The organism is Streptococcus oralis (assembly GCF_901543815.1).
GTDB classification, from domain to species: domain Bacteria; phylum Bacillota; class Bacilli; order Lactobacillales; family Streptococcaceae; genus Streptococcus; species Streptococcus oralis_CM.
The window spans coordinates 1,649,078-1,673,860 of sequence record NZ_CABEIU010000002.1 but is presented as its reverse complement, the minus strand read 5'-3'; the positions used below and the strand labels follow the sequence as shown (position 1 = coordinate 1,673,860).

The following is a 24,783-nucleotide window of genomic DNA, read 5'->3' as shown; positions in this document are numbered from 1 at the left end:
CCCAGCCTTTCTTTGCAAACAGAATAGAAGGATGCTTATGAAAACACCATTTATCAGCCGAGAAGATTTAGAAACGATTGTTGCAGAGTTTCCGACTCCCTTTCACTTGTATGACGAGAAGGGGATTCGTGAAAAAGCAAGAGCCGTCAACCAGGCCTTTTCCTGGAACAAGGGATTCAAAGAATATTTTGCCGTCAAGGCTACTCCAACCCCAGCCATCTTGAAAATCCTCCAAGAGGAAGGTTGTGGTGTGGACTGTTCTAGTTATGTAGAGCTCTTGATGAGCCACAAACTGGATTTTCCGGGTTCTGAAATCATGTTCTCTTCTAACAATACCCCAGACCAAGAGTACGCTTATGCGCGTGAATTGGGCGCAACCATTAACTTGGATGCCTTTGAAGACATTGAACATCTGGAGCGTGCAGCAGGCATTCCAGAAATCATCTCTTGTCGTTACAATCCTGGTGGAGTTTTTGAGCTAGGAACAGATATCATGGACAATCCTGGGGAGGCCAAGTTTGGTATGACCAAGGACCAGCTTTTTGAAGCCTTTGCGATTTTGAAGGAAAAAGGGGCCAAGACATTTGGGATTCATTCCTTCCTAGCATCGAATACTGTGACCCATCTCTACTACCCAGAGTTGGCCCGCCAACTCTTTGAATTAGCCGTTGAAATCAAGGACAAGTTGGGTATTTCACTAGATTTTATCAATCTTTCTGGCGGTATTGGTGTCAATTACCGTCCAGACCAGGAGCCAAATGACATCGCTGTGATTGGTGAGGGAGTTCGTAAGGTTTATGAAGAAGTCCTTACGCCGGCAGGTCTTGATCAGATCAAGATTTTCACTGAATTGGGCCGCTTTATGTTAGCTCCTCACGGAGCTTTGGTCACAAGAGTCACTCATAAAAAGAAAACCTACCGTACCTATCTAGGTGTGGATGCCTCGGCCGTCAACCTCATGCGCCCAGCCATGTATGGAGCTTACCACCATATCACCAATTTGACCCATCCAGATGGCCCAGTGGAGGTCGTAGATGTGGTTGGTTCACTCTGTGAAAACAATGATAAATTTGCCATTAATCGCGAACTACCTCATACAGAAATCGGTGATTTACTGGTGATTCATGATACAGGTGCACATGGATTCTCCATGGGTTACCAGTACAATGCCAAACTACGCTCGGCAGAAATCCTTTATACTGAAGAAGGCAAAGCCCGCCAAATCCGCCGTGCAGAGCGCCCTGAGGACTATTTTGCAACCTTGTATGGCTTTGATTTTGAACTCGATCATTAAAAAATGAAAATGAAAGTGAAAAACAGATTGCTTTCTAAAAAATAGACAAAAATCTTGTTTTTCCCTCAAGTCGTGATATAATAAAACTATAAAACTGTTTCAAGGAAGGTGACGATATGTCTGAAGAAACAATTGACTATGGACAAGTGACAGGAATGGTGCATTCGACAGAGAGTTTTGGGGCGGTAGATGGCCCTGGGATTCGTTTTATTGTCTTTTTGCAGGGCTGTCACATGCGTTGCCAGTACTGTCATAACCCTGATACATGGGCTATGGAGACCAATAAATCACGCGAACGGACAGTAGACGATGTCTTGACAGAAGCCCTTCGTTATCGTGGTTTCTGGGGAGACAAGGGAGGAATCACTGTTAGTGGTGGAGAGGCACTCTTGCAGATTGATTTCTTGATTGCCTTTTTTACCAAGGCTAAGGAAAAAGGAATCCACTGCACCTTGGACACCTGTGCCCTTCCTTTCCGTAATACACCACGTTATCTCGAAAAGTTTAATAAACTCATGGCGGTGACAGACTTAGTTCTCTTGGATATCAAGGAAATCAATGAAGAACAGCACAAGATTGTCACAAGCCAAACCAATAAAAACATCTTGGCCTGTGCCCGGTACTTATCAGATATTGGGAAGCCTGTTTGGATTCGCCATGTGCTGGTTCCGGGATTGACAGACAGAGATGACGACTTGATCGAACTCGGTAAATTCGTCAAAACCCTCAAAAACGTTGACAAGTTTGAAATCCTACCTTATCATACGATGGGAGAATTCAAGTGGCGTGAACTAGGAATTCCTTATTCGCTCGAAGGAGTCAAACCTCCCACAGCAGACCGTGTGAAGAATGCCAAGGAATTGATGGATACAGAAAGCTACCAAGACTACATGAAACGTGTTCATGGATAAAAAGAAGCCTGATGGAGACATCGGGCTTTTTTGATGCAAAAAGCCTAGCCTTTCAGCTAAGCTTTTTGAGTCTTATCTAGATCGTTGTTTACCAGCATTGCGTTTCTTATGTTTCTTATTAGTCATAATCGCAGTTGCTTGGTTTGGAGTGACATCTTTGCGTCCGCCTCCAGTTGAAAATGAACGTGCTTTTGGTGGGTTTTTGGCAAATTCTTCACGAACTTTTTTGCGGAGTTTTGGACGAACAACATAGTTAACGATGAACTGTTGGAGAATCATCATGAAACCACCGACAACCCAGTAAAGCGTCACACTGGCTGGTGCGAAGAAGGAGAAGACGACAATCATGAGCGGGCTCATGTAAATCATTTTCTTGAGTTGTTCTCTTTGCATCTCATCTTCTACTCCATGAAGTGAGAGGAGTGATTGGAGATAGTAGAGGATACCAGCGAAGGCAACAAGGAGCAGACTTGGTGAACCAAGATCGATACCCAAGAAGGTAGAGCTAGCTACCCCATCAGTGTATTGGGCTGCAAAGTAGATAGCAGAGAAGAAAGGCATTTGGAGCAAGATAGGGAAACATCCGACGCCTCCTAGCATGCTGATACCATGTTCTTTTTGGGCGGCAAAGAGAGCTTGTTGAGCCTCAAGTTTTTCTTCTTGAGTTGTTGCTTCTTTGAGACGTGTTTGATGTGGTTCAAGCACGTGTTTGAGGGCGTTCATCTTTTCAGAGTGAAGCGTCGCTTTCCACGATTGGTAGATACCGAGTGGCAAGATAATCAAACGCACGATAATGGTGACGATGATAATTCCCATCCCAAAACCAAGTCCCATATCATTAGCAAAGTATTTGATGGCCTCTGCCATAGGCGCTCCGATGGTGTTCCAGATAAATCCAGTCGGTTCTCCAGTCGTTTTATCAACAGAAACACAACCTGTCAAGACGAGTAGCATAGCCACTCCCATAGCAGAGAGGGCAAAACGTTTAATAGATTTCAATGTTTTCATTCCTTCTTTAAAAATTATACCTTTCTATTCTACTGTTTTTTTGTAAAATATACAATAGTTCTGGAGACCTAATTTGCGACTTTGAAGTCTGAATAGGATGAAAAATTACTCATTTGCACATCTAGATAGGTGACTTTTGAGAAAGGTGTAGGGCCTTTTCGGATTTCTTGGATAAATTTCGCCATGGTAGCAGAGGAGTCTGCTTGAGCAAGGATTTCGACAGTTCCATCATCGTTATTCCAGACACGACCAGTGATGCCACCGATTTCAAGCGCTAGAGTATAAACGCCCCAGCGAAAACCAACACCCTGCACCCTACCTTGGGCAATCATTCTAACCTTTTGCATACCAAACCCCTTTGATTGTGTTATAATATTTCTATGACTATTATAACCTCAAAAGCCAATTCTGTGGTAAAAAATGCCAAGAAATTGCATCAAAAAAAATATCGAAAGTCTGCTTATTTGATTGAAGGCTGGCACTTATTCGAAGAAGCTGTTCAAGCAGGAGTGACGATTGAGAAAATCTTTGCTCTGGAAAGTCACCGAGATCAGTTAGTGGCTTTTCCTCAAACTATCTGGGTTTCAGAGGAGATTTTGCTGGATTTGGCAGATACGCAAACTCCTCAAGGGATTGTTGCAGTGATTCAAAAAGAAGAAGTGGGACTGCCTGATTTTCGTCAGGGCAAGTATCTATTTTTAGAGGATGTCCAAGACCCTGGTAATGTGGGCACCATGATTCGGACTGCGGATGCGGCAGGCTTTACAGGGGTCATTGTTTCAGACAAGTCAGCGGATATCTACAGTCTCAAGACTTTGCGTTCCATGCAGGGAAGTCATTTTCATTTGCCCATCTATCGTATGCCTGTTGCCAACTTTGTAGAAGGGGCTAAAAAGAGTGACTTGCCCATTCTGGCAACGACCTTATCTAAAGAATCCAAGGACTATCGTGAACTTTCTCCCCTAGAAGACTTTGTTTTAGTCATGGGAAATGAAGGACAGGGGATTAGTTCTGTCATGGCTGAGAGTGCTGATCAGCTGGTTCATATAAGCATGAAAGGTCGAGCAGAAAGTCTCAACGTGGCAGTTGCAGCAGGCATTTTGATGTTTTATTTCAGCTAATTTATAAAAACTTTGTTATAATCAAGACATATTTATAGAAAAAGGAGAATCGGAATGAATCAAACAATTATTCAAGAACGTTCAGGTCTCAATCAATTTTACGCTAAGGTTTATGCCTTTGTGGGGCTTGGGATTGGCCTATCAGCTCTGGTGTCAGCTTTGATGTTGACGGTCTTTCAGACTCAATTGGTCTACTTTTTAATGCATGGTCGTCTCTGGTTGATGATTGCAACTTTTGCAGAACTTGGTCTAGTATTTGTTGCAAGTGGTATGGCTGCAAAAAATAGCCCAGCAGCTCTCCCAGTATTTTTAGTTTATTCTGTTTTAAATGGATTTACGCTCAGCTTTGTCGTAGCCTTCTATACACCTGGGACCGTCTTATCAGCCTTTGTATCCAGTGCCCTTCTTTTCTTTGTCATGGCGGCAATCGGGATTTTCACCAAGAAAGATTTGAGTGGAATGGGTCGAGCTCTGATGGCGGCGCTCGTTGGTCTCATCATTGCCATGATTGTGAATATTTTCTTAGCTAGTGGCTTCTTTGACTACATGATTAGTATTGCCATGGTCTTGGTTTTCTCAGGTTTAATTGCTTGGGATAACCAAAAGATTCGCTATGTTTATGAGCAGTCAAGAGGGCAAGTAGCAACAGGCTGGGTCATCTCAATGGCACTCAGCATCTACCTAGACTTTATCAACCTTTTCCTTAGCATTTTACGAATCTTTGGTCGAAACGATTAAAGAATGACAGAGTCAGTGTTCTAAAGAGCACTGACTTTTTCTTATTTACTCTTTCCTTTTCTTGAAAATAGGTGTATAATGCTTTTAACTAATTTTTTAGGAGTAGTTATGAAGAAAAGCTTTATTCATCAGCAAGAAGAAATTTCTTTTGTTAAAAACACTTTTACCCAGTATTTGAAAGATAAGTTAGAAGTTGTCGAGGTTCAAGGTCCTATCTTGAGCAAGGTCGGTGATGGGATGCAGGATAACCTGTCTGGTGTCGAAAATCCAGTATCTGTAAAGGTCTTACAGATTCCAGATGAAACCTATGAAGTCGTTCACTCACTTGCCAAATGGAAACGCCACACTTTGGCTCGCTTTGGTTTCGGTGAAGGAGAAGGTCTGTTTGTTCACATGAAGGCTCTTCGTCCAGACGAAGATTCGCTGGATGCAACCCACTCTGTTTATGTAGACCAGTGGGACTGGGAAAAAGTGATTCCAAATGGACAACGTAATATCGCCTATCTCAAAGAAACCGTTGAAAAGATTTATAAGGCTATTCGTCTGACAGAGCTAGCAGTAGAAGCCCGCTATGATATCGAATCTATCTTGCCAAAACAAATCACCTTCATCCATACAGAAGAGTTGGTAGAACGTTACCCAGACTTGACACCGAAAGAGCGTGAAAATGAAATCTGTAAAGAGTTCGGTGCAGTCTTCTTGATTGGTATTGGTGGCGAGTTGCCTGACGGGAAACCTCATGACGGCCGTGCGCCTGACTACGATGACTGGACAACAGAGTCTGAGAATGGCTACAAGGGACTGAATGGGGATATCCTGGTTTGGAATGAACCTCTTGGCTGTGCCTTTGAACTTTCCTCAATGGGGATTCGGGTGGATGAAGACACGCTTCGTCGCCAAGTTGCCCTTACAGGAGACGAAGATCGTCTTGAGTTGGAATGGCATAAGGCCCTGCTTAACGGTCTTTTCCCATTGACAATCGGTGGGGGTATCGGACAGTCTCGGATGGCCATGTTCCTTCTTCGCAAGAAACATATTGGAGAGGTTCAGACCAGTGTCTGGCCTCAAGAAGTTCGCGATACGTACGAAAATATCTTGTAGAGAATCGAACCGTAAGGTTCGGTTTTCTTTCTCTTTTTGCCTATAATTTGGTATAATAAACGGTATGAAAATCGTATCAGGAATCTACGGAGGGCGTCCTCTCAAGACGCTAGAAGGCAAGACGACGAGGCCAACATCAGATAAGGTGCGTGGAGCTATCTTTAATATGATTGGCCCCTATTTTGAGGGTGGACGTGTCTTGGATCTTTATGCTGGCAGTGGCGGTCTGTCTATTGAAGCTGTGTCAAGAGGGATGTCCCATGCTGTCTTAGTGGAACGGGATCGAAAGGCACAAGCTATCATCGCTGAAAATATCCAAATGACCAAAGAAGTTTCTAAATTTCAGCTCTTAAAGATGGAAGCTGAGCGTGCTTTGGAGCAAGTTACAGGTCCCTTTGATCTGGTCTTTTTAGACCCTCCATACGCAAAAGAACAAATCGTAGCAGATATTGAAAAAATGGCTGAGAGAGAACTTTTTTCTGAAGATTGCATGGTCGTGTGTGAGACGGATAAAGCAGTGGAGCTTCCAGAAGAAATTGCCTGTCTCGGTATCTGGAAGGAAAAAATATATGGGATTAGTAAGGTGACAGTCTATGTCAGATAAAATTGGATTATTTACAGGATCATTTGATCCGATGACAAATGGACATCTGGATATCATTGAACGTGCTAGCAAACTCTTTGATAAGCTCTATGTCGGGGTGTTCTACAATCCCCACAAACAAGGTTTTCTCCCTGTTGAAAATCGCAAACGGGCAGTCGAAAAAGCTGTGGCGCATTTAGATAATGTAGAGGTGTTGGCTTCTCATGACCAGCTAGTCGTCGATGTTGCAAGAAGACTGGGTGCTAAGACCCTTATCCGTGGCTTGCGGAATGCCACCGACTTGCAATACGAGGCTAGTTTTGACTACTACAATTATCAACTGGCTCCAGAAATCGGGACTGTCTACCTACATAGTCGCCCAGAGCATCTCTATATTAGCTCGTCAGCCGTGAGAGAGCTCCTGAAGTTTGGTCAGGAGATTCAGCAATATGTCCCAAACAGTGTTGTGGAGGAATTAGAACATGAAGAAAAAAACTAGATGGCCCTTATATGTCATCCTAGCACTAGTATTGACTTTTTTAGCCTTTGTAGTACCTTTACCTTACTACATAGAAGTTCCAGGTGGAGCGGAAGATATTCGTCAAGTTTTGAAAGTAAATGAAACAGAAGATACAGAAGCAGGAGCTTACCAGTTTGTAACAGTCGGTATTCGACATGCAACCCTATCGCATCTTGTCTATGCTTGGCTGACTCCATTTACGGATATTAGAAGCGCTCAGGATACAACGGGTGGCTCTACAGATGCAGAGTTTATGCGGATCAATCAGTTCTACATGCAAACATCCCAAAATATGGCCAAGTATCAAGGCTTGAAGACGGCAGGCAAGGATATCGAACTCAAGTACTTGGGAGTTTATGTCTTGACCGTGACGGACAATTCAACCTTCAAAGGCATTCTGAACATTGCGGATACCGTTACGGCTGTTAATGATAAGACGTTTGACAGTTCCAAAGACTTGATTGATTATGTCAACTCTCAAAAACTAGGGGATCCAGTCAAGGTAACCTACGAAGAAGACGGAAGAGTCAAGACTGCTGAAGGTAAAATTATCACTCTGGAAAACGGGAAAAACGGGATTGGGATTGGTTTGATTGATCGTACGGAAGTGACCAGTGATGTTCCAATTCGCTTTTCAACAGCTGGTATCGGGGGTCCAAGTGCAGGTCTCATGTTTAGCCTAGCTATTTACACCCAGATAGCAGATCCAGGACTTCGTAATGGCCGCATCGTTGCGGGAACGGGAACTATTGATCGCGATGGAAATGTTGGCGATATTGGTGGAATTGACAAAAAAGTAGTTGCAGCCTCTCGTCAGGGAGCCAACATCTTTTTTGCTCCTGACAATCCAGTTACCGAGGAAGCAAAAAAAGCAGATCCCAATGCGAAAAGCAACTATGAAACAGCCCTAGAAGCTGCTAAAACAATCAAGACGGAGATGAAAATCGTGCCTGTAAAAACCTTGCAGGATGCGATTGATTACCTTAAAAACAACCCCTAATTCGTAGAAAAATCGAAAACTAGCGCGTAAGCGGATAAGATGGTATAATAGTCAAATGGTTCAATTATTATTCACTCTAAGTAGTCATATACTCTTTATTTATTTGAGTTTTTACCTTTTGAAAGATCTTGTGAGATGGGAAAAGGTTTTAAAAGTGACCGCTACTAACACAAAAAAAGTTCGTTTGTTGGTAGGCTTCTTTAGTATTGTAATGGGCTACATCTTGAGTTTATTCTTTATCAGTTTGTACCAACTGTGGCAAGAAGCACTTAGAGGACTATTATAAAATCAAAAGTAAAGGAAACAACTATGGAAAAAATTGTGGTTCAAGGCGGAGATAATCGTCTGGTCGGGAGTGTGAACATCGAGGGAGCAAAGAATGCTGTCTTGCCCTTGTTGGCGGCGACTATTCTAGCAAGCAAGGGTAAGACAGTCTTGCAGAATGTTCCAATCTTGTCAGATGTTTTCACCATGAATCAAGTGGTTCGAGGTCTGAATGCCAAGGTGGACTTTGATGAGGAAGGTCATGTTATCGAAGTCGATGCGACTGGTGATATCACGGAGGAAGCTCCGTATAAGTATGTCAGTAAGATGCGGGCATCTATCGTGGTCTTGGGACCAATCCTTGCTCGTGTAGGCCATGCCAAGGTATCCATGCCAGGTGGTTGTACCATTGGGAGTCGTCCAATCGACCTCCACCTCAAGGGTTTGGAAGCTATGGGGGCTAAGATCAGCCAGACAGCTGGTTACATTGAAGCTAAGGCAGAACGCTTGCATGGCGCTCATATCTACATGGACTTTCCTAGTGTCGGCGCAACACAAAACCTGATGATGGCAGCAACTCTAGCTGACGGTGTGACAGTGATTGAAAATGCTGCGCGTGAGCCGGAAATTGTTGACCTTGCTATCCTTCTTAATGAAATGGGGGCTAAGGTCAAAGGAGCTGGTACTGAAACAATTACAGTGACTGGTGTCGAGGAACTCCATGGCACAACTCATAATGTGGTACAGGACCGTATCGAAGCCGGGACCTTTATGGTAGCGGCAGCTATGACGGGTGGAGATGTCCTCATTCGAGATGCAGTCTGGGAGCATAATCGCCCCTTGATTGCTAAACTCCTTGAAATGGGAGTTGAGGTGACAGAGGAGTCGGAAGGTATTCGTGTTCGTTCTCAACTGGAAAATCTCAAGGCTGTTCATGTAAAAACCTTGCCACATCCAGGATTCCCGACAGATATGCAGGCTCAATTTACAGCGCTGATGACAGTCGCAAAAGGGGAATCCACCATGGTGGAAACTGTATTTGAGAATCGTTTCCAACATCTGGAGGAAATGCGTCGGATGGGCTTGCATTCAGAAATTATCCGTGACACAGCCCGTATCGTAGGAGGACAGGCTTTACAGGGAGCAGAAGTTTTATCAACAGACCTTCGTGCCAGTGCAGCCTTGGTTCTGACAGGTTTGGTAGCGCAAGGAGAGACAGTTGTCGGTAAATTAGTCCACCTTGATAGAGGTTGCTACCGCTTCCATGAGAAGTTAGCTCAGCTAGGAGCGAAGATTCAGCGGATTGAGGTTAAGGATGAAGAATAAAAACATACGTTATGTACTCCGTCGCTTACTGTTGATTTTTATCGTACTCTTGCTGGGATTCCTCGCTTTAGGAATCGGCTTGATGATCGGCTACGGGATTCTAGGAAAGGGACAGGATCCATGGGCGATTTTGTCTCCAGCGAAATGGCAAGAATTGATTAGTAAATTTACAGGAAATTAGACTGGGAAACCAGTCTTTTTCTAAAGAAATAAGGAGAAAAATGAACAAAAAAACGAGACAGACACTAGTAGGGTTACTTATATTCTTACTCTTGGCTGCTGGAAGCTATTATATCAAGCTGATGCAGTCGACATCAAACACGCCTAAAACCAAAGTTAGTCAGAAAAAACAAGCTTCAGAAGCTCCCAGTCAGGAGTTGGCAGAAAGTGTCTTAACCGAGTCAATCAAGAACCAAATAAAAGGTGGTTTAGAATGGAATGGGGCAGGTGCCTTTGTCGTCAATGGTAATAAAACCAATCTAGATGCTAAGGTTTCTAGCAAACCCTATGCGGATAATAAAATAAAACCAGTCGGGAAAGAGACCGTCCCAACTGTTGCCAATGCCCTCTTATCCAAAGCGACTCGGCAATATAAGAATCGTGAAGAGACTGGCAATGGATCCACCTCTTGGACTCCACCAGGGTGGCATCAGGTCAAGAATCTAAAGGGAATCTATACACATGCAGTTGATAGAGGACACCTGCTGGGCTATGCCTTGATAGGTGGTTTGGATGGTTTTGATGCCTCTACCAGCAATCCCAAGAACATTGCAGTCCAGACAGCTTGGGCGAATCAAGCGCAGGCTGAAGATTCGACTGGTCAGAACTATTATGAGAGTTTGGTTAGGAAAGCCTTGGATCAGAATAAGAGAGTCCGTTACCGCGTGACACTCCACTATGCGACAAATGAGGATCTAGTTCCGTCCGCTTCACAAATCGAAGCCAAGTCTTCGGATGGAGAATTGGAATTCAACGTCCTGATCCCAAATGTTCAAAAGGGCATCCAGCTTGATTACCGAACAGGTCAAGTCACGGTGATAAACTAGAAACAATCTATAAAAGAACAGAAATCGCTCCCTTGTCCGTCATTGATAAGGGAGCGATTGTATAAATTAGAAAATAATGTGATTCCTACGTTAATTTGTGATATAATGGAACACAAGATACTATTTTAGGAGAAGGACTATGGAAGACCCGAGCAGTCAGAATTTGTTGCTACAGTTTGTATTATTATTTATCTTGACCTTGTTAAATGCTTTTTTCTCAGCCACTGAAATGGCGATGGTGTCACTAAACCGTGCCCGAGTAGAGCAAAAGGCAGAAGAAGGCGATAAACGTTATATCCGTTTGCTAAAGGTACTTGAAAATCCTAATCACTTTTTATCAACGATTCAAGTCGGTATCACCTTGATTACGATCTTGTCAGGGGCCAAATTGGCAGATACACTTGGACAAGTAATTGCCTCTTGGATGGGGAACGGAGAGACGGCTTACGCCATTGCAAGTTTCCTCTCTTTGGCATTCTTGACCTACATTTCCATTGTTTTTGGGGAACTCTATCCTAAGCGGATTGCCCTCAATCTGAAAGATGCTTTAGCGATTCGAACAGCACCAATTATTATTGGTCTTGGAAAGATTGTAAGTCCCTTTGTCTGGCTACTATCTGCTTCAACTAATTTGTTGAGTCGTGTGACGCCAATGACCTTTGATGATGCTGATGAAAAGATGACACGTGATGAAATAGAGTACATGCTCACCAATAGTGAAGAAACACTGGATGCAGATGAGATTGAAATGCTACAGGGAATTTTCTCTCTAGATGAACTGATGGCGAGAGAAGTCATGGTTCCTCGGACAGATGCCTTTATGGTGGATATTCAGGATGATAGCCAAACCATTATCCAAAGTATTTTAAAACAAAACTTTTCCCGTATCCCAGTTTATGATGGGGATAAGGACAATGTGATTGGGATTATTCACACCAAGAGTCTTCTTAAGGCAGCCTTTGAGGACGGTTTTGACAATATTGTCTGGAAGAGGATCTTACAAGATCCACTCTTTGTCCCTGAAACCATTTTTGTGGATGACTTGCTAAAAGAACTGCGAAATACCCAAAGACAGATGGCAATTCTGCTAGATGAATATGGTGGGATGGCTGGTCTGGTCACACTGGAAGACCTCTTAGAGGAAATCGTTGGGGAAATCGATGACGAAACAGATAAAGCGGCAATAGATGTTTATCAAATCGGCGAGGATACTTACATCGTTCAAGGGACAATGACTCTCAATGACTTCAATGCCTACTTTAATGTTGAATTGGAAAGTGATGACGTTGATACTATCGCAGGCTACTATCTAACTGGAGTAGGAACCATTCCTACAACTGAAAAAATCAGTTTTGAGTTGGTCAGCCAAAACAAACAAATCAAACTCACCAACGACAAGGTGAAAAACGGACGTGTCACTAAGGTGAAAGTTCAAATCACTGAAATAGAAAATGAAGAAGAAACAGAATAAAAGAGCTTGAGTCACCGTCAGGTGCCCAAGCTCCCATTTATAAGAAAAAAGACTCACGGGGAGTCTTTTGGTTTATTATAAGGCGGTAGACGGATTTGAACCGACGATCAAGCTTTTGCAGAGCCGTGCCTTACCACTTGGCTATACCGCCTCAACGTTTATTATTATACCTTGAAAATGATTCTACGTCAATAGTTTCTTAAACGAAAATCCGATTTAGGAAACTTTCCCTTTTTATGACAGGCTTGAAAACCGAGAGAGAAAGTCTGGAAATCATTCCTTACGGGCTGTAAAGTTGCCATTCTAATCACCTAGATAGCAAACAAAGAGTATAGAAATTTGACAAATGAAAGTTTTTTGAGAGTATACGCCTAAATATTCTGAAAATTCGTTTACTTTTTGGATAATATATGATATAATTGATGACAAGCCTAAATTTTTTTAAGAGGAGTTAACAATATGAAAAAAAGTAGAGTATTTGTTGCGGCAGGAATTGCTCTATTAGCAACTGGCGTTTTAGCTGCTTGCGGTTCTTCAAAATCATCGGATTCAACAGCGCCAAAAAATTATGGTTATGTTTATACAGCTGATCCGGAAACATTGGATTACCTCATTTCAGGGAAACAAAGTACTAAGATTGCCACTTCAAATGGTATCGATGGTCTCTTTACAAATGACAAATATGGGAATTTGACTCCTGCAGTTGCAGAGGACTGGTCAGTCTCAAAAGATGGTTTGACTTATACCTACAAGATTCGTCAAGGTGTCAAATGGATGACATCAGATGGAGAAGAGTATGCTGAAGTAAAAGCGAAAGACTTTGTAAATGGCTTGAAACACGCGGCTGATAACAAGTCTGAAGCACTTTATCTAGCAGAAGATTCAGTTAAAGGTCTAGCTGACTATAAAGCTGGAAACAACAAAGACTTTTCTTCAGTAGGAGTAAAAGCAGTTGATGATTATACTCTTGAGTATACTTTGAACCAACCAGAACCATACTGGAACTCTAAGATGGCTTATTCAATCTTCTGGCCATTGAACGAAGATTTTGAAAAATCAAAAGGGGCTGACTTTGCTAAAGCGACTGATCCTACATCCTTGCTTTACAATGGACCATTCTTGCTCAAAGGCTTGACTGCTAAGTCTTCTATCGAGTTTGCTAAAAATGAACAATACTGGGATAAAGACAATGTTCATCTCGATAAAGTAACCCTTGCTTTCTATGATGGGTCAGACCAAGAGTCTCTTGAACGTAACTTTACAAGTGGAGCTTATAGCTATGCTCGCCTTTTCCCTACAAGTTCAAACTACTCTAAAGTAGAAGAGACCTACAAGGACAATATCTACTACAATCCATCAGGACCTGGTATTGGTGGTTTGGGTGTGAATATTGACCGTCAAGGTTACAAATACACTTCTAAGACAACTGATGAAGAGAAGACTTCTACTAAGAAAGCCCTTCTTAACAAGGACTTCCGTCAGGCTTTGAACTTTGCCTTTGACCGTACTTCTTACTCAGCACAAATTAATGGTAAAGAAGGCGCTCCTCTTGCAGTTCGTAACCTCTTTGTGAAACCAGGGTTTGTTTCTGCAGGCGAAAAAACTTTCGGTGACTTGGTAACTGATAAGATGGCTGCTTACGGTGATGAGTGGAAGAACGTAAACTTTGCTGATGGTCAGGATGGTCTTTTCAATGCTGATAAAGCCAAAGCCGAATTTGCCAAAGCTAAAACTGCTTTGGAAGCAGAAGGTGTGAAATTCCCTATCCACTTGGATATTCCAGTAGATCAAACAAATAAGAACTACATTGCACGTATCCAATCCTTTAAACAATCCGTTGAAACAGTGCTTGGAGAAGACAATGTAGTCATCGATATCCAACAAGTTTCTAAAGATGAGTTGAATAATATCACTTACTATGCTGCAAACGCAGCAGCGGAAGATTGGGATCTCTCAGGTGCTGTTGGATGGAACCCTGACTATGAAGATCCATCAACTTACCTTGATATCTTGAAGACAACGAATGCTGAACAAACAAAAACATACATGGGTTACGAAGGTGCAGATAATGCTGCAGCAGCTCAAGTTGGTTTGAAAGAATACGATAAATTAGTTGATGAAGCAGGAAAAGAAACTAGCGACTTGAATGTTCGTTATGAAAAATATGCTGCTGCCCAAGCTTGGTTGACAGACAGCTCACTCTTCTTGCCAGCTATGGCATCAAGTGGTGCTGCACCTATCATTTCTCGTGTTGTGCCATTCTCAGCTTCATTCAGTCAATCTGGAGATAAAGGCTCAGATGTATACTTCAAGTATATTCAGTTACAAGACAAGGTTGTAACCAAAGCTGACTATGAACAAGCTCGTGAGAAATGGCTCAAAGAGAAAAAAGAATCAAACGAAAAAGTTCAAAAAGAATTGGCTAATCACGTTAAATAAATAACTCTCAAGAGAACTTTCTCTCCATGAGGAGAAGGTTCTTTTGGGATTTTAAAAGGAAACGATATGAAGAAATATATTTTTATGCGTGTATTGCGTTCATTGTTGTCTATTTTCTTGGTGACAACCTTGACCTACACGATTATCTATACGATGGTTCCTCGGAAATTGATTTTCAAGCAGGATACCAACTATAACAAGATTGCAACGACGCCAGATAAACGGGACAATTATGAAAATACCGTTTATGAGCGGATGGGCTATATCGAGTACTACGATACCAAAGAGTTGCAAGAAAAAGCGAGCACGATGGACTCATCTGTAACAGTAGATGCAAATGATACCAACAAGGCAATCTACGAAAAATACATTAACCAACTAGGAAATGGTTGGACACTAGGTGTATTCTCAGAAAGTGGTCAATTCTACGCTACGCGTGAAATTCCGATTTTTGAACGTGTTTTCAAATTCTATGCAAACTTGATTGATGTTGATCATACAAACAAGATTCAGGACCCTGAAAATCCAAACTTGCAACGCTATCTTCGTTTTGAAAATGACCCTGCTATCGGTTGGTCATTAGTTGGTTCAGGTACAAAACATAAGTATCTTTTGTATTTCAATAACCAATTCCCATTTGTACACCAAAACTTTGTGAACATTAACTTGGGTGACTCTTACCCAACTTATGCAAACACACCAGTGCTTCAAGTTATCACACAAGGTCAGGGACAAACTAAGACAGGAGAAGTTCAATTCCCTACAGGTAAAAAGACTTCATCTGTAGATATCTACTCTCGTACCTACAAATCACCAAGTCAAGCAGACGCACGTGAGGTGGCAAACTTTGGTAAGGACGATCCTTACACGGCTACAGAAAGCAATTACCAATACCCATCTATGATTGCAAGTTCAGCTGTTGCTGGTTTGATTGGTTTGATTATTTCGTATGCTATCGCTATTCCACTTGGATCTGCTATGGCTCGCCACAAGAATACTTGGATTGACAGCTTCTCGACAGGTGCTCTGACCTTCTTGCTTGCCCTTCCAACGATTGCCTTGGTTTACATCGTGCGTTTGATTGGATCATCCATTGGTCTTCCAGATTCATTCCCTATCTTGGGAGCTGGGGACTGGCGTTCTTATGTCTTGCCGGCAGTCATTTTAGGTTTGTTGGGAGCGCCAAGTACGGCTATCTGGATTCGTCGTTACATGATCGACTTGCAATCACAGGACTTTGTACGTTTTGCTCGTGCCAAAGGTTTGTCTGAGAAAGAAATTTCAAATAAACACATCTTTAAAAATGCCATGGTCCCATTGGTGTCAGGTATTCCTGGCGCCGTAATCGGAGTTATTGGTGGTGCAACATTGACAGAAACAGTCTTCGCCTTCCCAGGTATGGGTAAAATGTTGATCGACTCTGTTAAGGCATCAAACAACTCAATGGTAGTTGGTCTCGTCTTCATCTTTACATGTATTTCTATCTTCTCACTCTTTGTAGGAGATATCTGGATGACCATGCTTGATCCACGTATTAAATTGACAGAGAAAGGAGGCAAATAATGTCAACAATCGGAAAAGAAAAATTTCAGTTCGTAAAACGTGACGATTTTGCCTCTGAAACAATTGACGCCCCTGCCTATTCATACTGGGGTTCTGTATTTAGACAGTTTCTAAAGAAAAAATCAACAGTCGTTATGCTGGGAATCTTGGTAGCCATTATCTTGATGAGCTTTATTTATCCAATGTTCTCAAAGTTTGACTTTAACGATGTAAGTAAGGTCAATGACTTTTCTGCTCGTTTTATCAAACCCAATGCTGAACATTGGTTTGGTACAGATAGCAATGGTAAATCCTTGTTTGACGGGGTTTGGTTTGGTGCGCGTAACTCTATCCTCATCTCTGTCATTGCCACTTTTATCAACCTTGTAATTGGGGTGATTGTTGGTGGAATTTGGGGAATTTCAAAATCTGTTGACCGTGTCATGATGGAAGTTTATAACATTATTTCAAACATTCCATCTCTCTTGATTGTCATCGTCTTGACTTACTCAATCGGTGCTGGTTTCTGGAATTTGATTTTTGCCATGAGTGTGACAACTTGGATTGGGATTGCTTATATGATTCGTATCCAAATCATGCGTTACCGTGACTTGGAATACAACCTTGCTTCTCAAACACTTGGGACACCAACCTTTAAAATCATCGTTAAAAATATCATGCCGCAATTGGTATCCGTTATTGTTTCTACGATGACCTTGATGTTGCCAAGCTTCATCTCTTATGAAGCCTTCCTTTCCTTCTTTGGATTGGGATTGCCTGTAACAGTGCCAAGTCTGGGACGTTTGATCTCAGATTACTCACAAAACGTTACGACCAACGCCTACTTGTTCTGGATTCCGTTGACAACCTTGATCTTGGTGTCCCTATCTCTCTTCGTTGTTGGTCAAAACCTAGCGGACGCTAGTGATCCACGTACACATAGATAGGAGTAGACATGACAAAAGAAAATAATGTAATTTTGACTGCTCGTGATATTGTCGTGGAATTTGACGTTCGTGACAAAGTTCTGACAGCTATCCGAGGAGTTTCTCTAGACCTGATTGAAGGGGAAGTTCTTGCCTTGGTAGGTGAGTCAGGTTCTGGTAAATCTGTTTTAACAAAAACCTTTACAGGTATGTTAGAAGATAATGGACGTATTGCACAAGGAAGTATCGACTATCGTGGACAAGACTTGACAGCCTTGACTTCTAACAAGGAATGGGAGAAGATTCGTGGTGCTAAAATTGCGACCATCTTCCAAGATCCTATGACAAGTTTGGACCCAATCAACACAATCGGTAGCCAAATCACTGAAGTAATCGTTAAACACCAAGGAAAAACAGCCAAGGAAGCCAAAGAAATGGCAATCGACTATATGAACAAGGTCGGAATTCCAGACGCTGAAAAACGTTTTGACGAGTATCCTTTCCAATATTCTGGAGGGATGCGTCAACGTATCGTTATCGCGATTGCCCTTGCATGTCGTCCAGATATCTTAATCTGTGACGAGCCAACAACGGCCCTTGATGTAACTATTCAAGCGCAAATCATTGATTTGCTTAAAACTTTACAAAATGAATACCACTTTACCATTATCTTTATCACCCATGACCTTGGTGTGGTAGCAAGTATTGCGGATAAGGTAGCAGTTATGTATGCTGGTGAAATTGTAGAATACGGAACTGTTGAGGAAGTCTTCTACGACCCACGTCACCCATATACTTGGAGTCTCTTATCTAGCTTGCCTCAGCTTGCTGACGATAAAGGGGAATTGTACTCTATCCCAGGAACACCACCGTCTCTTTATACTGAGTTGAAAGGTGATGCCTTTGCCCTTCGTTCAGATTATGCGATGCAAATTGACTTTGAACAAAAAGCACCTCAGTTTTCAGTCACTGATACTCACTGGGCTAAGACTTGGTTGCTTCATGAGAATGCTCCTAAAGTTGAAAAACCTGAGGTCATCGCAGATTTGCATGACAAAATTCGTGATAAAATGGGCTTTGCTCATCTAGAGGACTAGGAGGAAGGAAATGTCTGAAAAATTAGTAGAAATTAAAGATTTAGAAATTTCCTTCGGTGAAGGAAGTAAGAAGTTTGTCGCAGTTAAAAACGCCAACTTCTTTATCAACAAGGGAGAAACTTTCTCTCTTGTAGGTGAGTCTGGTAGTGGGAAAACAACGATTGGTCGTGCCATCATTGGGTTAAATAACACCAGTAAAGGTGAGATCATCTTTGATGGTCATAAGATCAATGGAAAAAAATCTCAGAAGGAATCATCAGATTTGATTCGTCGTATCCAGATGATTTTCCAGGACCCTGCAGCCAGCTTGAATGAACGTGCGACAGTTGACTATATCATCTCTGAAGGTCTTTACAACTATCGCTTGTTTAAAGATGAAGAAGATCGAAAAGAAAAAGTTCAAAAGATGATTCATGAAGTTGGTCTTTTGAAAGAACACTTGACCCGTTATCCACACGAGTTTTCTGGTGGTCAACGTCAGCGTATCGGGATTGCCCGTGCCCTTGTGATGGAACCTGATTTCGTTATTGCGGATGAGCCAATTTCAGCCTTGGACGTATCTGTGCGTGCGCAAGTTTTGAACTTACTCAAGAAGTTCCAAAAAGAGTTGGGCTTGACCTATCTCTTTATCGCGCATGACTTGTCAGTTGTTCGCTTTATCTCAGATCGTATCGCAGTTATCTATAAAGGAGTTATTGTCGAAGTAGCAGAGACAGAGGAGTTGTTTAACAATCCTGTCCACCCATACACTCAAGCTCTTCTATCTGCTGTACCGATTCCAGATCCAATCTTGGAACGCAAGAAGGTCTTGAAAGTTTACGATCCTGACCAACATGACTATGAGACAGACAAGCCATCTATGGTAGAAATTCGTCCAGGTCACTATGTTTGGGCTAACCAAGCGGAAGTTGCTCGTTATAAAGAAGCTCTTAAAAAATAAACAGACTAGGAGAGGACCGAATGGTCTTCTCATTTTTAATAGAAAAATTCCCCTTTTACGAGTTTGTAAAAGGGGATTGTATTGTAATTAACGTTTAGACCAGGTGCGTTTCATAAAGAGCAGCAAAATTGGGTAAATCTCTAAGCGACCTGCAATCATTGCAAAGGAGAGGAGGATTTTAGAGATGGGACTAAAGATGGCAAAACTCGAGGTTGTACCTAGAATAGGTCCTATATTGTTAAAACAGCTGAAGACAGCACTGGTTACGACTAGAAAATCATTGCTATCAAGACTGACGATAAAGATGAGAGAGAGTATAATCATCACGTAGATGGCAAAATATTTAAGAATCTTGTGCTGGGTATCCTTGTCAATCACAGTCTTGTTGACGTGTAGAGTCAAAACACGGTGAGGGGATAAGATGGACAAAATCTGATTTTTTGCGATTTTAGAGAGAATGAGTCCTCTAATCACCTTAAGACCACCTGCAGTTGAACCAGCTGATCCACCGATTCCCATGAGGAAGAGGAGGATAAATTGGGAGAAGAGGGGCCAGTTGGTAATATCTCCGTAACCAAAACCTGTTGTCGTGATGATATTGGAAACCTGGAAGAAGGCCATTTCAACACTTTTAGAGACACCCTGGTAGAGGTGGAGCGTATTAAGAGTAATCAAGCCGGTAGAAACTAGGACAATGATCACATAGGCTCGCAGTTCTTCATCTCCAAAGAAAGCCTTAACCCGACGGAGCATGAGGTAGTAGTAGAGATTAAAGTTAACCCCAAAAACCAGAACTCCGATACTAACTAGATAGGTGATGAGTGAGCTACCATAGTGGGCAATTCCGTCGTTATAGACGGTGAATCCACCTGTACCAGCTGTTCCCATAGCGATGACAAAACTATCATAGAGAGGCATACCTGCTAGGTAGTAGATAACCACAAAAAGGGAGAAGAGAGCCAGATAAAGCAGATAGAGAATCTGGGCAGTGTTTTTTAGCTTGGATACGACCTTGCCAAAGACAGGTCCAGGGACCTCAGCCTTCATCACTTCCAAGTGGCTATTCTTGGCATTGTCCATAATGGCAAGTGCAAAGACGAGTACCCCCATCCCTCCGATCAAGTGGGTGAAACTTCTCCAGAAGAGGAGGGAACGAGTAAGAACGGAAACATCTGTTAGGATAGTAGCACCAGTCGTCGTAAATCCAGAACTGATTTCAAAGAAGGCATCAATGACACTTGGGATTTGTCCTGAAAAGACAAAGGGAAGCGCTCCAAAGAAAGACCAGAGAATCCAACAGAGAGCAACGATTAAGACCCCCTCCTTGGCATAAATCCGTTGATTTTTCGGTTTCCGTAAAACACCTAAACCACCGAGAAGGACTAAAATTCCAATAGTAGAAAAGAGAGCGATAAATACTTGACTGGATTCTTGGTAATAGGTCGCTACACTCACAGGCACTAGGAGGAGAATAGCCTCAATCAAGAGAAGTTTTGAGAGGAGGTAACGAATCATACTTTTATTCATTTTTTACCTCTCAATCAAATCATAAATTTTGGTGATGTTTGGCAGTAAGGTCGTCACGAGTAACTGGTCTCCGACCTCAAGCATATCCTCTCCAGTAGGGAAGATTGTTTTTCCTTTTCGGATAATGGCTGCGATGAGAACCTCTTTCTTCAATTTTAACTGTGAAAGGGGTTTGGCAGTCATTTTATTAGCTTCCTTGATATGGAATTGTAGGGTTTCAATTTGACCATTTGCAAGGTGGTGCATAGCTTGAAGGTCTGAGTATTGGGCGTTAACCCGACCACGGATAAAGTGCATAATGGTATCCACTGCGATGATTTTTGGCGTGATGATACTTGAAAAATCAGGCGCATGGATAATTTCTAGGAGGCTGGTCCGGTTGACCTTGGTGATATTTTTCTGGACACCAACACGGTCAAGAAACATAGAGGTGATGATGTTTTCCTCATCAACCCCAGTTAAGGTTGCGACTGCATCATAGCTAGGAGCACTTTCTTCTAGTAATATGTCTTTTGCAGTTCCATCTCCCTGAACAATATAGAGATTAGGGAATTTTTCACTAAAGAAACGAGCTCTTTCAGGATTAATTTCGATAACCTTGATATCAATGCGGCTGTCTTTTAAAATGCCAAGTAGATAATAAGCAATTTTTCCAGCTCCAACGATAAGCAAACTTTTCACTGCACGCGATTTGAAATAGTTGTGGAAAAGCATCATATCTACACGATTTCCCGTAACAAAAATCCGATCCTTGTCCTGGATAGTAACATCACCACTTGGAATCATGAGTTGATGGTCTCTTTCCATAGCGCAGACAATGATGTTGCCAAATTTCTTACGGAAGTCTGAGATTGGCATTTGACAGAGCCCGCTAGAATCTTTGATAACAAACTCCATCAGGCTGACACGACCTCCAGCAAAACGCTCAACTGAGAGGGCGTTAGGGAAATCGATGATATTTGAGATGGCACGGGCTGCTAGGAGTTCTGGATTAACGATAAGTGAAAATCCAAGAATATTTTTCTCTTTAAAATAGGCATTAGAGTATTCAGGATTTCGCACTCGAACGATGGTTTCTTTAGCGCCCATTTTTTTGGCAAGTACCGCTGAAATCATATTCACTTCATCGTACTCAGTTAGAGCGATAAAGATATCACACTCTTGAACGCCGGCTTGCTCTAAGATAGCAAAGTCTGCACCATTTCCAAGGAGTCCCATGATATCAAAGCGACTGACAATATGATTGAGAACAGCCTCATCTTGTTCGATGAGGACAACGTCATGGTTTTCTGCAACCAGTGAACGACAGAGGGCGAAACCGACTTTCCCTCCACCAACAAGGACAATTTTCATATAAAAAACCTACTTTTTCATGATGTAACTATCATACCCTTTTTTAGCAAAAAATGCACTTGCCAAGCCGATTTTTGAAGGAAGAAAGGACTTTTTCAAGTTTTTGAAGATAAATATGTTTATCCTCTATAAAATATCTCTGATTTGAAGTGATTTTACTCTTTTACTATCCCTTTTCAGAAATAGAATGACCAAGCATGAAATTCTCATCAAAAAAAGTAAAAAAATCAAGTCGTTTCTATTGACATTGATTCTGAAAGTGTTATACTAAGAAAGTAGCTTCGCTGATTTACTTCAAACCTGTTGTGAGGTAAGTTAACGATGCCTTAACCACGCTGTTTGCTGAGCTTGACTCCGGGCAGTGTGGCTATTTTTTTGCAATGATAAAAGGAAGCCAGTCATGACAAATCACATTGTATTATTTGAACCTCAGATTCCACAAAATACAGGTAACATTGCGCGTACTTGCGCTGCGACCAATTCTCCCCTCCACATCATCAAACCGATGGGATTTCCGATTGATGATCGGAAGATGAAGCGAGCTGGTTTGGATTATTGGGACAAGTTAGAGATTCATTTTTATGATAATTTGGCAGACTTTATGTCTCAGATGAAAGGGCAACTTTACTTGATTTCCAAATTTGCGGAAAAGGTCTATTCTGAAGCAGATTTATCGACGGACGAGGACCATTATTTTCTTTTTGGACGTGAGGATAAGGGCTTACCAGAGGACTTTATGCGGGAACATCCTGAGAAAGCACTCCGTATTCCTATGAATGATGAACATGTCCGCAGTCTCAATGTGTCTAATACCGTCTGCATGATTGTCTATGAGGCTCTTCGTCAGCAGAATTTTGCAGGTCTTGAGCTTGTTCACACCTATGAAGTAGATAAATTGAAATAATCAAAATGCTTGCACTTGCAAGCGTTTTTTGTTATGATTAAAGGGTCTTCAGGGCTGGGTGAGATTCCCGACCGGCGGTGACTTTAACTAGCTATTTTGGCTTACTCTTCGTTGTCTTGTCTCGATATACTCAAGTATTATCTTCGACTGCGACGCCTAGATTAATCCAAAATATCTTAGTTAAAGAAGTCCGCGAGCGCAAGCTGATGTGGTGCGATTCCACAACCGACAGTATAGTCTGGATGGGAGAAGACGAAAGAATGGCTTTGTCTGTTCTGATGAGTTTATTGATGAATTGTAACCGTTTGCTCAAAAGAGTGAGAGGGAACTTTTGGGATATAAAAAGTGAGAATAGATAGAGGGATCCTTTCCAACTTCTTCTGATTTTATAGAAAATTGGAGGAACCTGTTATGACAAACACACGTCGAATTTCGACCATTGCGATTTTATCAGCCATTTCATTTGTGCTGATGTACTTTGACTTTCCGCTCTTGCCAGCGGCAACCTTCCTCAAGATCGAGTTTAGTATCTTGCCAGTCCTTGTGGGCTTGGTGGTGATGGATTTGCCTGCTGCTCTAGGCATTCTCTTGATGCGCTCACTCTTGAAGTTGCTTCTGAATAGTCAAGGAGTGAACACCCACATTGGCTTGCCAATGAATATCGTAGCTCTGGGAGTTTTTGTTATCGCCTTTGGTTTGATTTGGAAAAAGGAACGCAGCACCCTTCGTTTCCTACTAGCATCTCTAGCGGGAACTATTGGATTGACTTCTGCCATGTTGGTTCTCAACTATGTCTATGCGGTTCCTTTATACGCGCAGTTTGCCAACTTTGATATTAGAGAAATTATAGGACTTTCTAACTACTTGATGACCATGGTTTTACCTTTTAACCTGATTGAAGGTTTAATCTTTGCCGTTTCATTCTGGTTGTTATACGTCCTCTTGAAACCAACCTTAAAACATTATGAGAGATAAACAAACATTTTTAATGAAGGGCAGTTTTGCCCTTTTACTTTTCGTCCTTCTTGGCTATATGGTTAAGTTCTATCCTGAAACGCTGGTCGGTTTTGATCAACCGATTCAGACTGCCCTTCGTGGGGACTTGCCAGATTATTTGACAGTTCTATTCCGTGCGCTTACGCATTTGATTGATATCCCGGTGATTATCACCTGGGTTGCCATTGCAGCCTTTATCTTTTATCGTAAGAAGTGGAAGATAGAAAGTTTCTTTATGATAGGCAATCTGGCTTTGGCTGGTCTTTTAATAGTGACTTTTAAAAATATTTACCAGCGCCCACGACCAGCTATCTTACATCTGGTAGAGGAGAAAGGATTTTCTTTTCCAAGCGGGCATTCTCTGGCAGTGACGCTGATGGTAGGGACTTTGATTGTCATTCTCAGTCAACGGATTAAAGATCCGGTTTGGAGAAAAATCGTGCAAATCGTCCTTGGGCTCTACCTAGTCAGTGTGCTAGTATCAAGGGTCTATCTGGGGGTTCACTATCCATCTGATGTTCTTGCCAGTTTTTGTGTGGGCTTGGGAGTCTTGTTTATCGAATTTCCCTTCTATGACAAGCTTCGCTTCCAATGGCGATTTAAAGGCAAGCAGAAGTGAGATAGGTCTTGCAAGAATGGTAAAAATCTGATAAACTATGTAGTAATTGAATAGAAA

At 42.1% G+C, this 24,783-nt stretch carries 25 protein-coding genes, 1 tRNA gene and 1 riboswitch; of the genes, 21 read left to right on the top strand and 5 right to left on the bottom strand.

Annotated features, from left to right (window positions below):
* Window positions 1-37: 37 nt before the first annotated feature.
* Together FQT28_RS08500 and pflA are read left to right on the top strand one after the other, a co-directional pair.
* On the top strand, window positions 38-1,294 hold the full coding sequence (locus FQT28_RS08500) for a diaminopimelate decarboxylase (protein WP_143989933.1): 1,257 nt from the start codon (window positions 38-40) through the stop codon (window positions 1,292-1,294).
* 116 nt (window positions 1,295-1,410) lie between these two features.
* Window positions 1,411-2,205 (top strand): pyruvate formate-lyase-activating protein, encoded by a 795-nt coding sequence (gene pflA / locus FQT28_RS08495; protein ID WP_061418174.1) that lies wholly within the window; start codon window positions 1,411-1,413, stop codon window positions 2,203-2,205.
* 72 nt (window positions 2,206-2,277) lie between these two features.
* On the opposite strand, the gene yidC is transcribed toward pflA, so the two are convergent.
* Window positions 2,278-3,204: a membrane protein insertase YidC gene (gene yidC, locus FQT28_RS08490; RefSeq protein WP_143990077.1), complete on the bottom strand. Its 927-nt coding sequence runs from the start codon at window positions 3,202-3,204 to the stop codon at window positions 2,278-2,280.
* A gap of 77 nt (window positions 3,205-3,281) precedes the next feature.
* Complete coding sequence (locus FQT28_RS08485; protein ID WP_001174620.1) at window positions 3,282-3,560, bottom strand: acylphosphatase; 279 nt, start codon at window positions 3,558-3,560, stop codon at window positions 3,282-3,284.
* A 33-nt stretch (window positions 3,561-3,593) separates the two neighbouring features.
* Between FQT28_RS08485 and FQT28_RS08480 the strand changes: the two genes are divergently transcribed.
* The 11 genes from FQT28_RS08480 (at window position 3,594) to FQT28_RS08430 (ending at window position 12,383) form a co-directional block, all read left to right on the top strand.
* Window positions 3,594-4,334: a TrmH family RNA methyltransferase gene (locus FQT28_RS08480; RefSeq protein ID WP_125450019.1), complete on the top strand. Its 741-nt coding sequence runs from the start codon at window positions 3,594-3,596 to the stop codon at window positions 4,332-4,334.
* A gap of 54 nt (window positions 4,335-4,388) precedes the next feature.
* The gene (locus tag FQT28_RS08475) at window positions 4,389-5,072 is read left to right on the top strand and encodes a Bax inhibitor-1/YccA family protein (RefSeq protein WP_125450021.1); all 684 of its coding nucleotides are present in this window, start codon (window positions 4,389-4,391) and stop codon (window positions 5,070-5,072) included.
* 108 nt (window positions 5,073-5,180) lie between these two features.
* The gene (gene asnA, locus FQT28_RS08470) at window positions 5,181-6,173 is read left to right on the top strand and encodes an aspartate--ammonia ligase (RefSeq protein ID WP_125450023.1); all 993 of its coding nucleotides are present in this window, start codon (window positions 5,181-5,183) and stop codon (window positions 6,171-6,173) included.
* Window positions 6,174-6,237: 64 nt separating this feature from the next.
* Window positions 6,238-6,777 carry a 16S rRNA (guanine(966)-N(2))-methyltransferase RsmD gene (gene rsmD, locus FQT28_RS08465; protein WP_125450025.1) on the top strand — a complete coding sequence of 180 codons (540 nt, stop codon included), beginning with the start codon at window positions 6,238-6,240 and terminating at the stop codon, window positions 6,775-6,777.
* Complete coding sequence (coaD, locus tag FQT28_RS08460; protein WP_125450027.1) at window positions 6,767-7,255, top strand: pantetheine-phosphate adenylyltransferase; 489 nt, start codon at window positions 6,767-6,769, stop codon at window positions 7,253-7,255. The genes rsmD and coaD overlap by 11 nt, the downstream gene beginning before the upstream one ends.
* On the top strand, window positions 7,239-8,276 hold the full coding sequence (locus tag FQT28_RS08455) for a SepM family pheromone-processing serine protease (RefSeq protein ID WP_125450029.1): 1,038 nt from the start codon (window positions 7,239-7,241) through the stop codon (window positions 8,274-8,276). The genes coaD and FQT28_RS08455 overlap by 17 nt, the downstream gene beginning before the upstream one ends.
* A 55-nt stretch (window positions 8,277-8,331) precedes the next feature.
* Window positions 8,332-8,562 (top strand): DUF1146 family protein, encoded by a 231-nt coding sequence (locus tag FQT28_RS08450; protein WP_125450031.1) that lies wholly within the window; start codon window positions 8,332-8,334, stop codon window positions 8,560-8,562.
* A gap of 23 nt (window positions 8,563-8,585) precedes the next feature.
* Window positions 8,586-9,866 carry a UDP-N-acetylglucosamine 1-carboxyvinyltransferase gene (gene murA / locus FQT28_RS08445; protein WP_143989932.1) on the top strand — a complete coding sequence of 427 codons (1,281 nt, stop codon included), beginning with the start codon at window positions 8,586-8,588 and terminating at the stop codon, window positions 9,864-9,866.
* Entirely contained in the window at window positions 9,856-10,047 is a 192-nt protein-coding gene (locus FQT28_RS08440; RefSeq protein ID WP_000791880.1) for a DNA-directed RNA polymerase subunit beta, read from the top strand. The genes murA and FQT28_RS08440 overlap by 11 nt, the downstream gene beginning before the upstream one ends.
* A gap of 40 nt (window positions 10,048-10,087) precedes the next feature.
* Window positions 10,088-10,912, top strand: coding sequence for a DNA/RNA non-specific endonuclease (locus FQT28_RS08435; RefSeq protein WP_143989931.1), 825 nt, complete (start codon window positions 10,088-10,090; stop codon window positions 10,910-10,912).
* Window positions 10,913-11,051: 139 nt separating this feature from the next.
* Window positions 11,052-12,383, top strand: a complete 1,332-nt coding sequence (locus FQT28_RS08430; protein WP_143989930.1) for a hemolysin family protein — start codon at window positions 11,052-11,054, stop codon at window positions 12,381-12,383.
* Window positions 12,384-12,463: 80 nt separating this feature from the next.
* On the opposite strand, the gene FQT28_RS08425 is transcribed toward FQT28_RS08430, so the two are convergent.
* A tRNA-Cys gene (locus FQT28_RS08425) sits at window positions 12,464-12,534 on the bottom strand.
* A 308-nt stretch (window positions 12,535-12,842) separates the two neighbouring features.
* Between FQT28_RS08425 and FQT28_RS08420 the strand changes: the two genes are divergently transcribed.
* From FQT28_RS08420 to FQT28_RS08400, 5 genes are all read left to right on the top strand, one after another.
* Window positions 12,843-14,822: a peptide ABC transporter substrate-binding protein gene (locus FQT28_RS08420; RefSeq protein ID WP_143989929.1), complete on the top strand. Its 1,980-nt coding sequence runs from the start codon at window positions 12,843-12,845 to the stop codon at window positions 14,820-14,822.
* A 66-nt stretch (window positions 14,823-14,888) separates the two neighbouring features.
* Complete coding sequence (locus FQT28_RS08415) at window positions 14,889-16,385, top strand: ABC transporter permease (RefSeq protein WP_143989928.1); 1,497 nt, start codon at window positions 14,889-14,891, stop codon at window positions 16,383-16,385.
* Window positions 16,385-17,311, top strand: coding sequence for an oligopeptide ABC transporter permease OppC (gene oppC / locus FQT28_RS08410; protein WP_125450037.1), 927 nt, complete (start codon window positions 16,385-16,387; stop codon window positions 17,309-17,311). Before FQT28_RS08415 ends, oppC begins: the two co-directional genes overlap by 1 nt.
* 8 nt (window positions 17,312-17,319) lie before the next feature.
* Window positions 17,320-18,387, top strand: coding sequence for an ABC transporter ATP-binding protein (locus FQT28_RS08405; RefSeq protein WP_138100795.1), 1,068 nt, complete (start codon window positions 17,320-17,322; stop codon window positions 18,385-18,387).
* Window positions 18,388-18,397: 10 nt separating this feature from the next.
* Window positions 18,398-19,327 carry an ATP-binding cassette domain-containing protein gene (locus FQT28_RS08400; protein ID WP_143989927.1) on the top strand — a complete coding sequence of 310 codons (930 nt, stop codon included), beginning with the start codon at window positions 18,398-18,400 and terminating at the stop codon, window positions 19,325-19,327.
* Between the two features lie 87 nt (window positions 19,328-19,414).
* Here the strand turns inward: FQT28_RS08400 and FQT28_RS08395 are convergent, their stop codons facing one another.
* The gene (locus tag FQT28_RS08395) at window positions 19,415-20,854 is read right to left on the bottom strand and encodes a TrkH family potassium uptake protein (protein WP_143989926.1); all 1,440 of its coding nucleotides are present in this window, start codon (window positions 20,852-20,854) and stop codon (window positions 19,415-19,417) included.
* Between the two features lie 3 nt (window positions 20,855-20,857).
* On the bottom strand, window positions 20,858-22,207 hold the full coding sequence (gene trkA / locus FQT28_RS08390) for a Trk system potassium transporter TrkA (protein ID WP_143989925.1): 1,350 nt from the start codon (window positions 22,205-22,207) through the stop codon (window positions 20,858-20,860).
* A gap of 400 nt (window positions 22,208-22,607) precedes the next feature.
* On the opposite strand from trkA, the gene FQT28_RS08380 reads away from it, so the two are divergent.
* The 3 genes from FQT28_RS08380 to FQT28_RS08370 all read left to right on the top strand — a co-directional run bounded on the left by FQT28_RS08380 (window position 22,608) and on the right by FQT28_RS08370 (window position 24,726).
* Entirely contained in the window at window positions 22,608-23,111 is a 504-nt protein-coding gene (locus FQT28_RS08380; protein WP_084945785.1) for a tRNA (cytidine(34)-2'-O)-methyltransferase, read from the top strand.
* 40 nt (window positions 23,112-23,151) lie between these two features.
* Window positions 23,152-23,369: riboswitch (FMN riboswitch) on the top strand.
* A 153-nt stretch (window positions 23,370-23,522) separates the two neighbouring features.
* Entirely contained in the window at window positions 23,523-24,086 is a 564-nt protein-coding gene (locus FQT28_RS08375; protein WP_084945786.1) for an ECF transporter S component, read from the top strand.
* Window positions 24,076-24,726 (top strand): phosphatase PAP2 family protein, encoded by a 651-nt coding sequence (locus FQT28_RS08370; RefSeq protein WP_084948452.1) that lies wholly within the window; start codon window positions 24,076-24,078, stop codon window positions 24,724-24,726. The genes FQT28_RS08375 and FQT28_RS08370 overlap by 11 nt, the downstream gene beginning before the upstream one ends.
* Window positions 24,727-24,783: the final 57 nt, after the last annotated feature.

What these genes read in the sequence shown, in the direction of transcription:
- FQT28_RS08375 (WP_084945786.1), top strand. Translation starts at nt 23,523, where the DNA reads ATGACAAACACACGTCGAATTTCGACCATTGCGATTTTATCAGCCATT.
- FQT28_RS08475 (WP_125450021.1), top strand. Translation starts at nt 4,389, where the DNA reads ATGAATCAAACAATTATTCAAGAACGTTCAGGTCTCAATCAATTTTAC.
- FQT28_RS08395 (WP_143989926.1), bottom strand. Translation starts at nt 20,854, where the DNA reads ATGAATAAAAGTATGATTCGTTACCTCCTCTCAAAACTTCTCTTGATT.
- FQT28_RS08450 (WP_125450031.1), top strand. Translation starts at nt 8,332, where the DNA reads ATGGTTCAATTATTATTCACTCTAAGTAGTCATATACTCTTTATTTAT.
- FQT28_RS08370 (WP_084948452.1), top strand. Translation starts at nt 24,076, where the DNA reads ATGAGAGATAAACAAACATTTTTAATGAAGGGCAGTTTTGCCCTTTTA.
- FQT28_RS08485 (WP_001174620.1), bottom strand. Translation starts at nt 3,560, where the DNA reads ATGCAAAAGGTTAGAATGATTGCCCAAGGTAGGGTGCAGGGTGTTGGT.
- FQT28_RS08420 (WP_143989929.1), top strand. Translation starts at nt 12,843, where the DNA reads ATGAAAAAAAGTAGAGTATTTGTTGCGGCAGGAATTGCTCTATTAGCA.
- rsmD (WP_125450025.1), top strand. Translation starts at nt 6,238, where the DNA reads ATGAAAATCGTATCAGGAATCTACGGAGGGCGTCCTCTCAAGACGCTA.
- FQT28_RS08435 (WP_143989931.1), top strand. Translation starts at nt 10,088, where the DNA reads ATGAACAAAAAAACGAGACAGACACTAGTAGGGTTACTTATATTCTTA.
- FQT28_RS08430 (WP_143989930.1), top strand. Translation starts at nt 11,052, where the DNA reads ATGGAAGACCCGAGCAGTCAGAATTTGTTGCTACAGTTTGTATTATTA.
- oppC (WP_125450037.1), top strand. Translation starts at nt 16,385, where the DNA reads ATGTCAACAATCGGAAAAGAAAAATTTCAGTTCGTAAAACGTGACGAT.
- FQT28_RS08440 (WP_000791880.1), top strand. Translation starts at nt 9,856, where the DNA reads ATGAAGAATAAAAACATACGTTATGTACTCCGTCGCTTACTGTTGATT.
- FQT28_RS08480 (WP_125450019.1), top strand. Translation starts at nt 3,594, where the DNA reads ATGACTATTATAACCTCAAAAGCCAATTCTGTGGTAAAAAATGCCAAG.
- FQT28_RS08500 (WP_143989933.1), top strand. Translation starts at nt 38, where the DNA reads ATGAAAACACCATTTATCAGCCGAGAAGATTTAGAAACGATTGTTGCA.
- FQT28_RS08380 (WP_084945785.1), top strand. Translation starts at nt 22,608, where the DNA reads ATGACAAATCACATTGTATTATTTGAACCTCAGATTCCACAAAATACA.
- trkA (WP_143989925.1), bottom strand. Translation starts at nt 22,207, where the DNA reads ATGAAAATTGTCCTTGTTGGTGGAGGGAAAGTCGGTTTCGCCCTCTGT.
- murA (WP_143989932.1), top strand. Translation starts at nt 8,586, where the DNA reads ATGGAAAAAATTGTGGTTCAAGGCGGAGATAATCGTCTGGTCGGGAGT.
- FQT28_RS08405 (WP_138100795.1), top strand. Translation starts at nt 17,320, where the DNA reads ATGACAAAAGAAAATAATGTAATTTTGACTGCTCGTGATATTGTCGTG.
- FQT28_RS08415 (WP_143989928.1), top strand. Translation starts at nt 14,889, where the DNA reads ATGAAGAAATATATTTTTATGCGTGTATTGCGTTCATTGTTGTCTATT.
- FQT28_RS08400 (WP_143989927.1), top strand. Translation starts at nt 18,398, where the DNA reads ATGTCTGAAAAATTAGTAGAAATTAAAGATTTAGAAATTTCCTTCGGT.
- asnA (WP_125450023.1), top strand. Translation starts at nt 5,181, where the DNA reads ATGAAGAAAAGCTTTATTCATCAGCAAGAAGAAATTTCTTTTGTTAAA.
- FQT28_RS08455 (WP_125450029.1), top strand. Translation starts at nt 7,239, where the DNA reads ATGAAGAAAAAAACTAGATGGCCCTTATATGTCATCCTAGCACTAGTA.
- pflA (WP_061418174.1), top strand. Translation starts at nt 1,411, where the DNA reads ATGTCTGAAGAAACAATTGACTATGGACAAGTGACAGGAATGGTGCAT.
- coaD (WP_125450027.1), top strand. Translation starts at nt 6,767, where the DNA reads ATGTCAGATAAAATTGGATTATTTACAGGATCATTTGATCCGATGACA.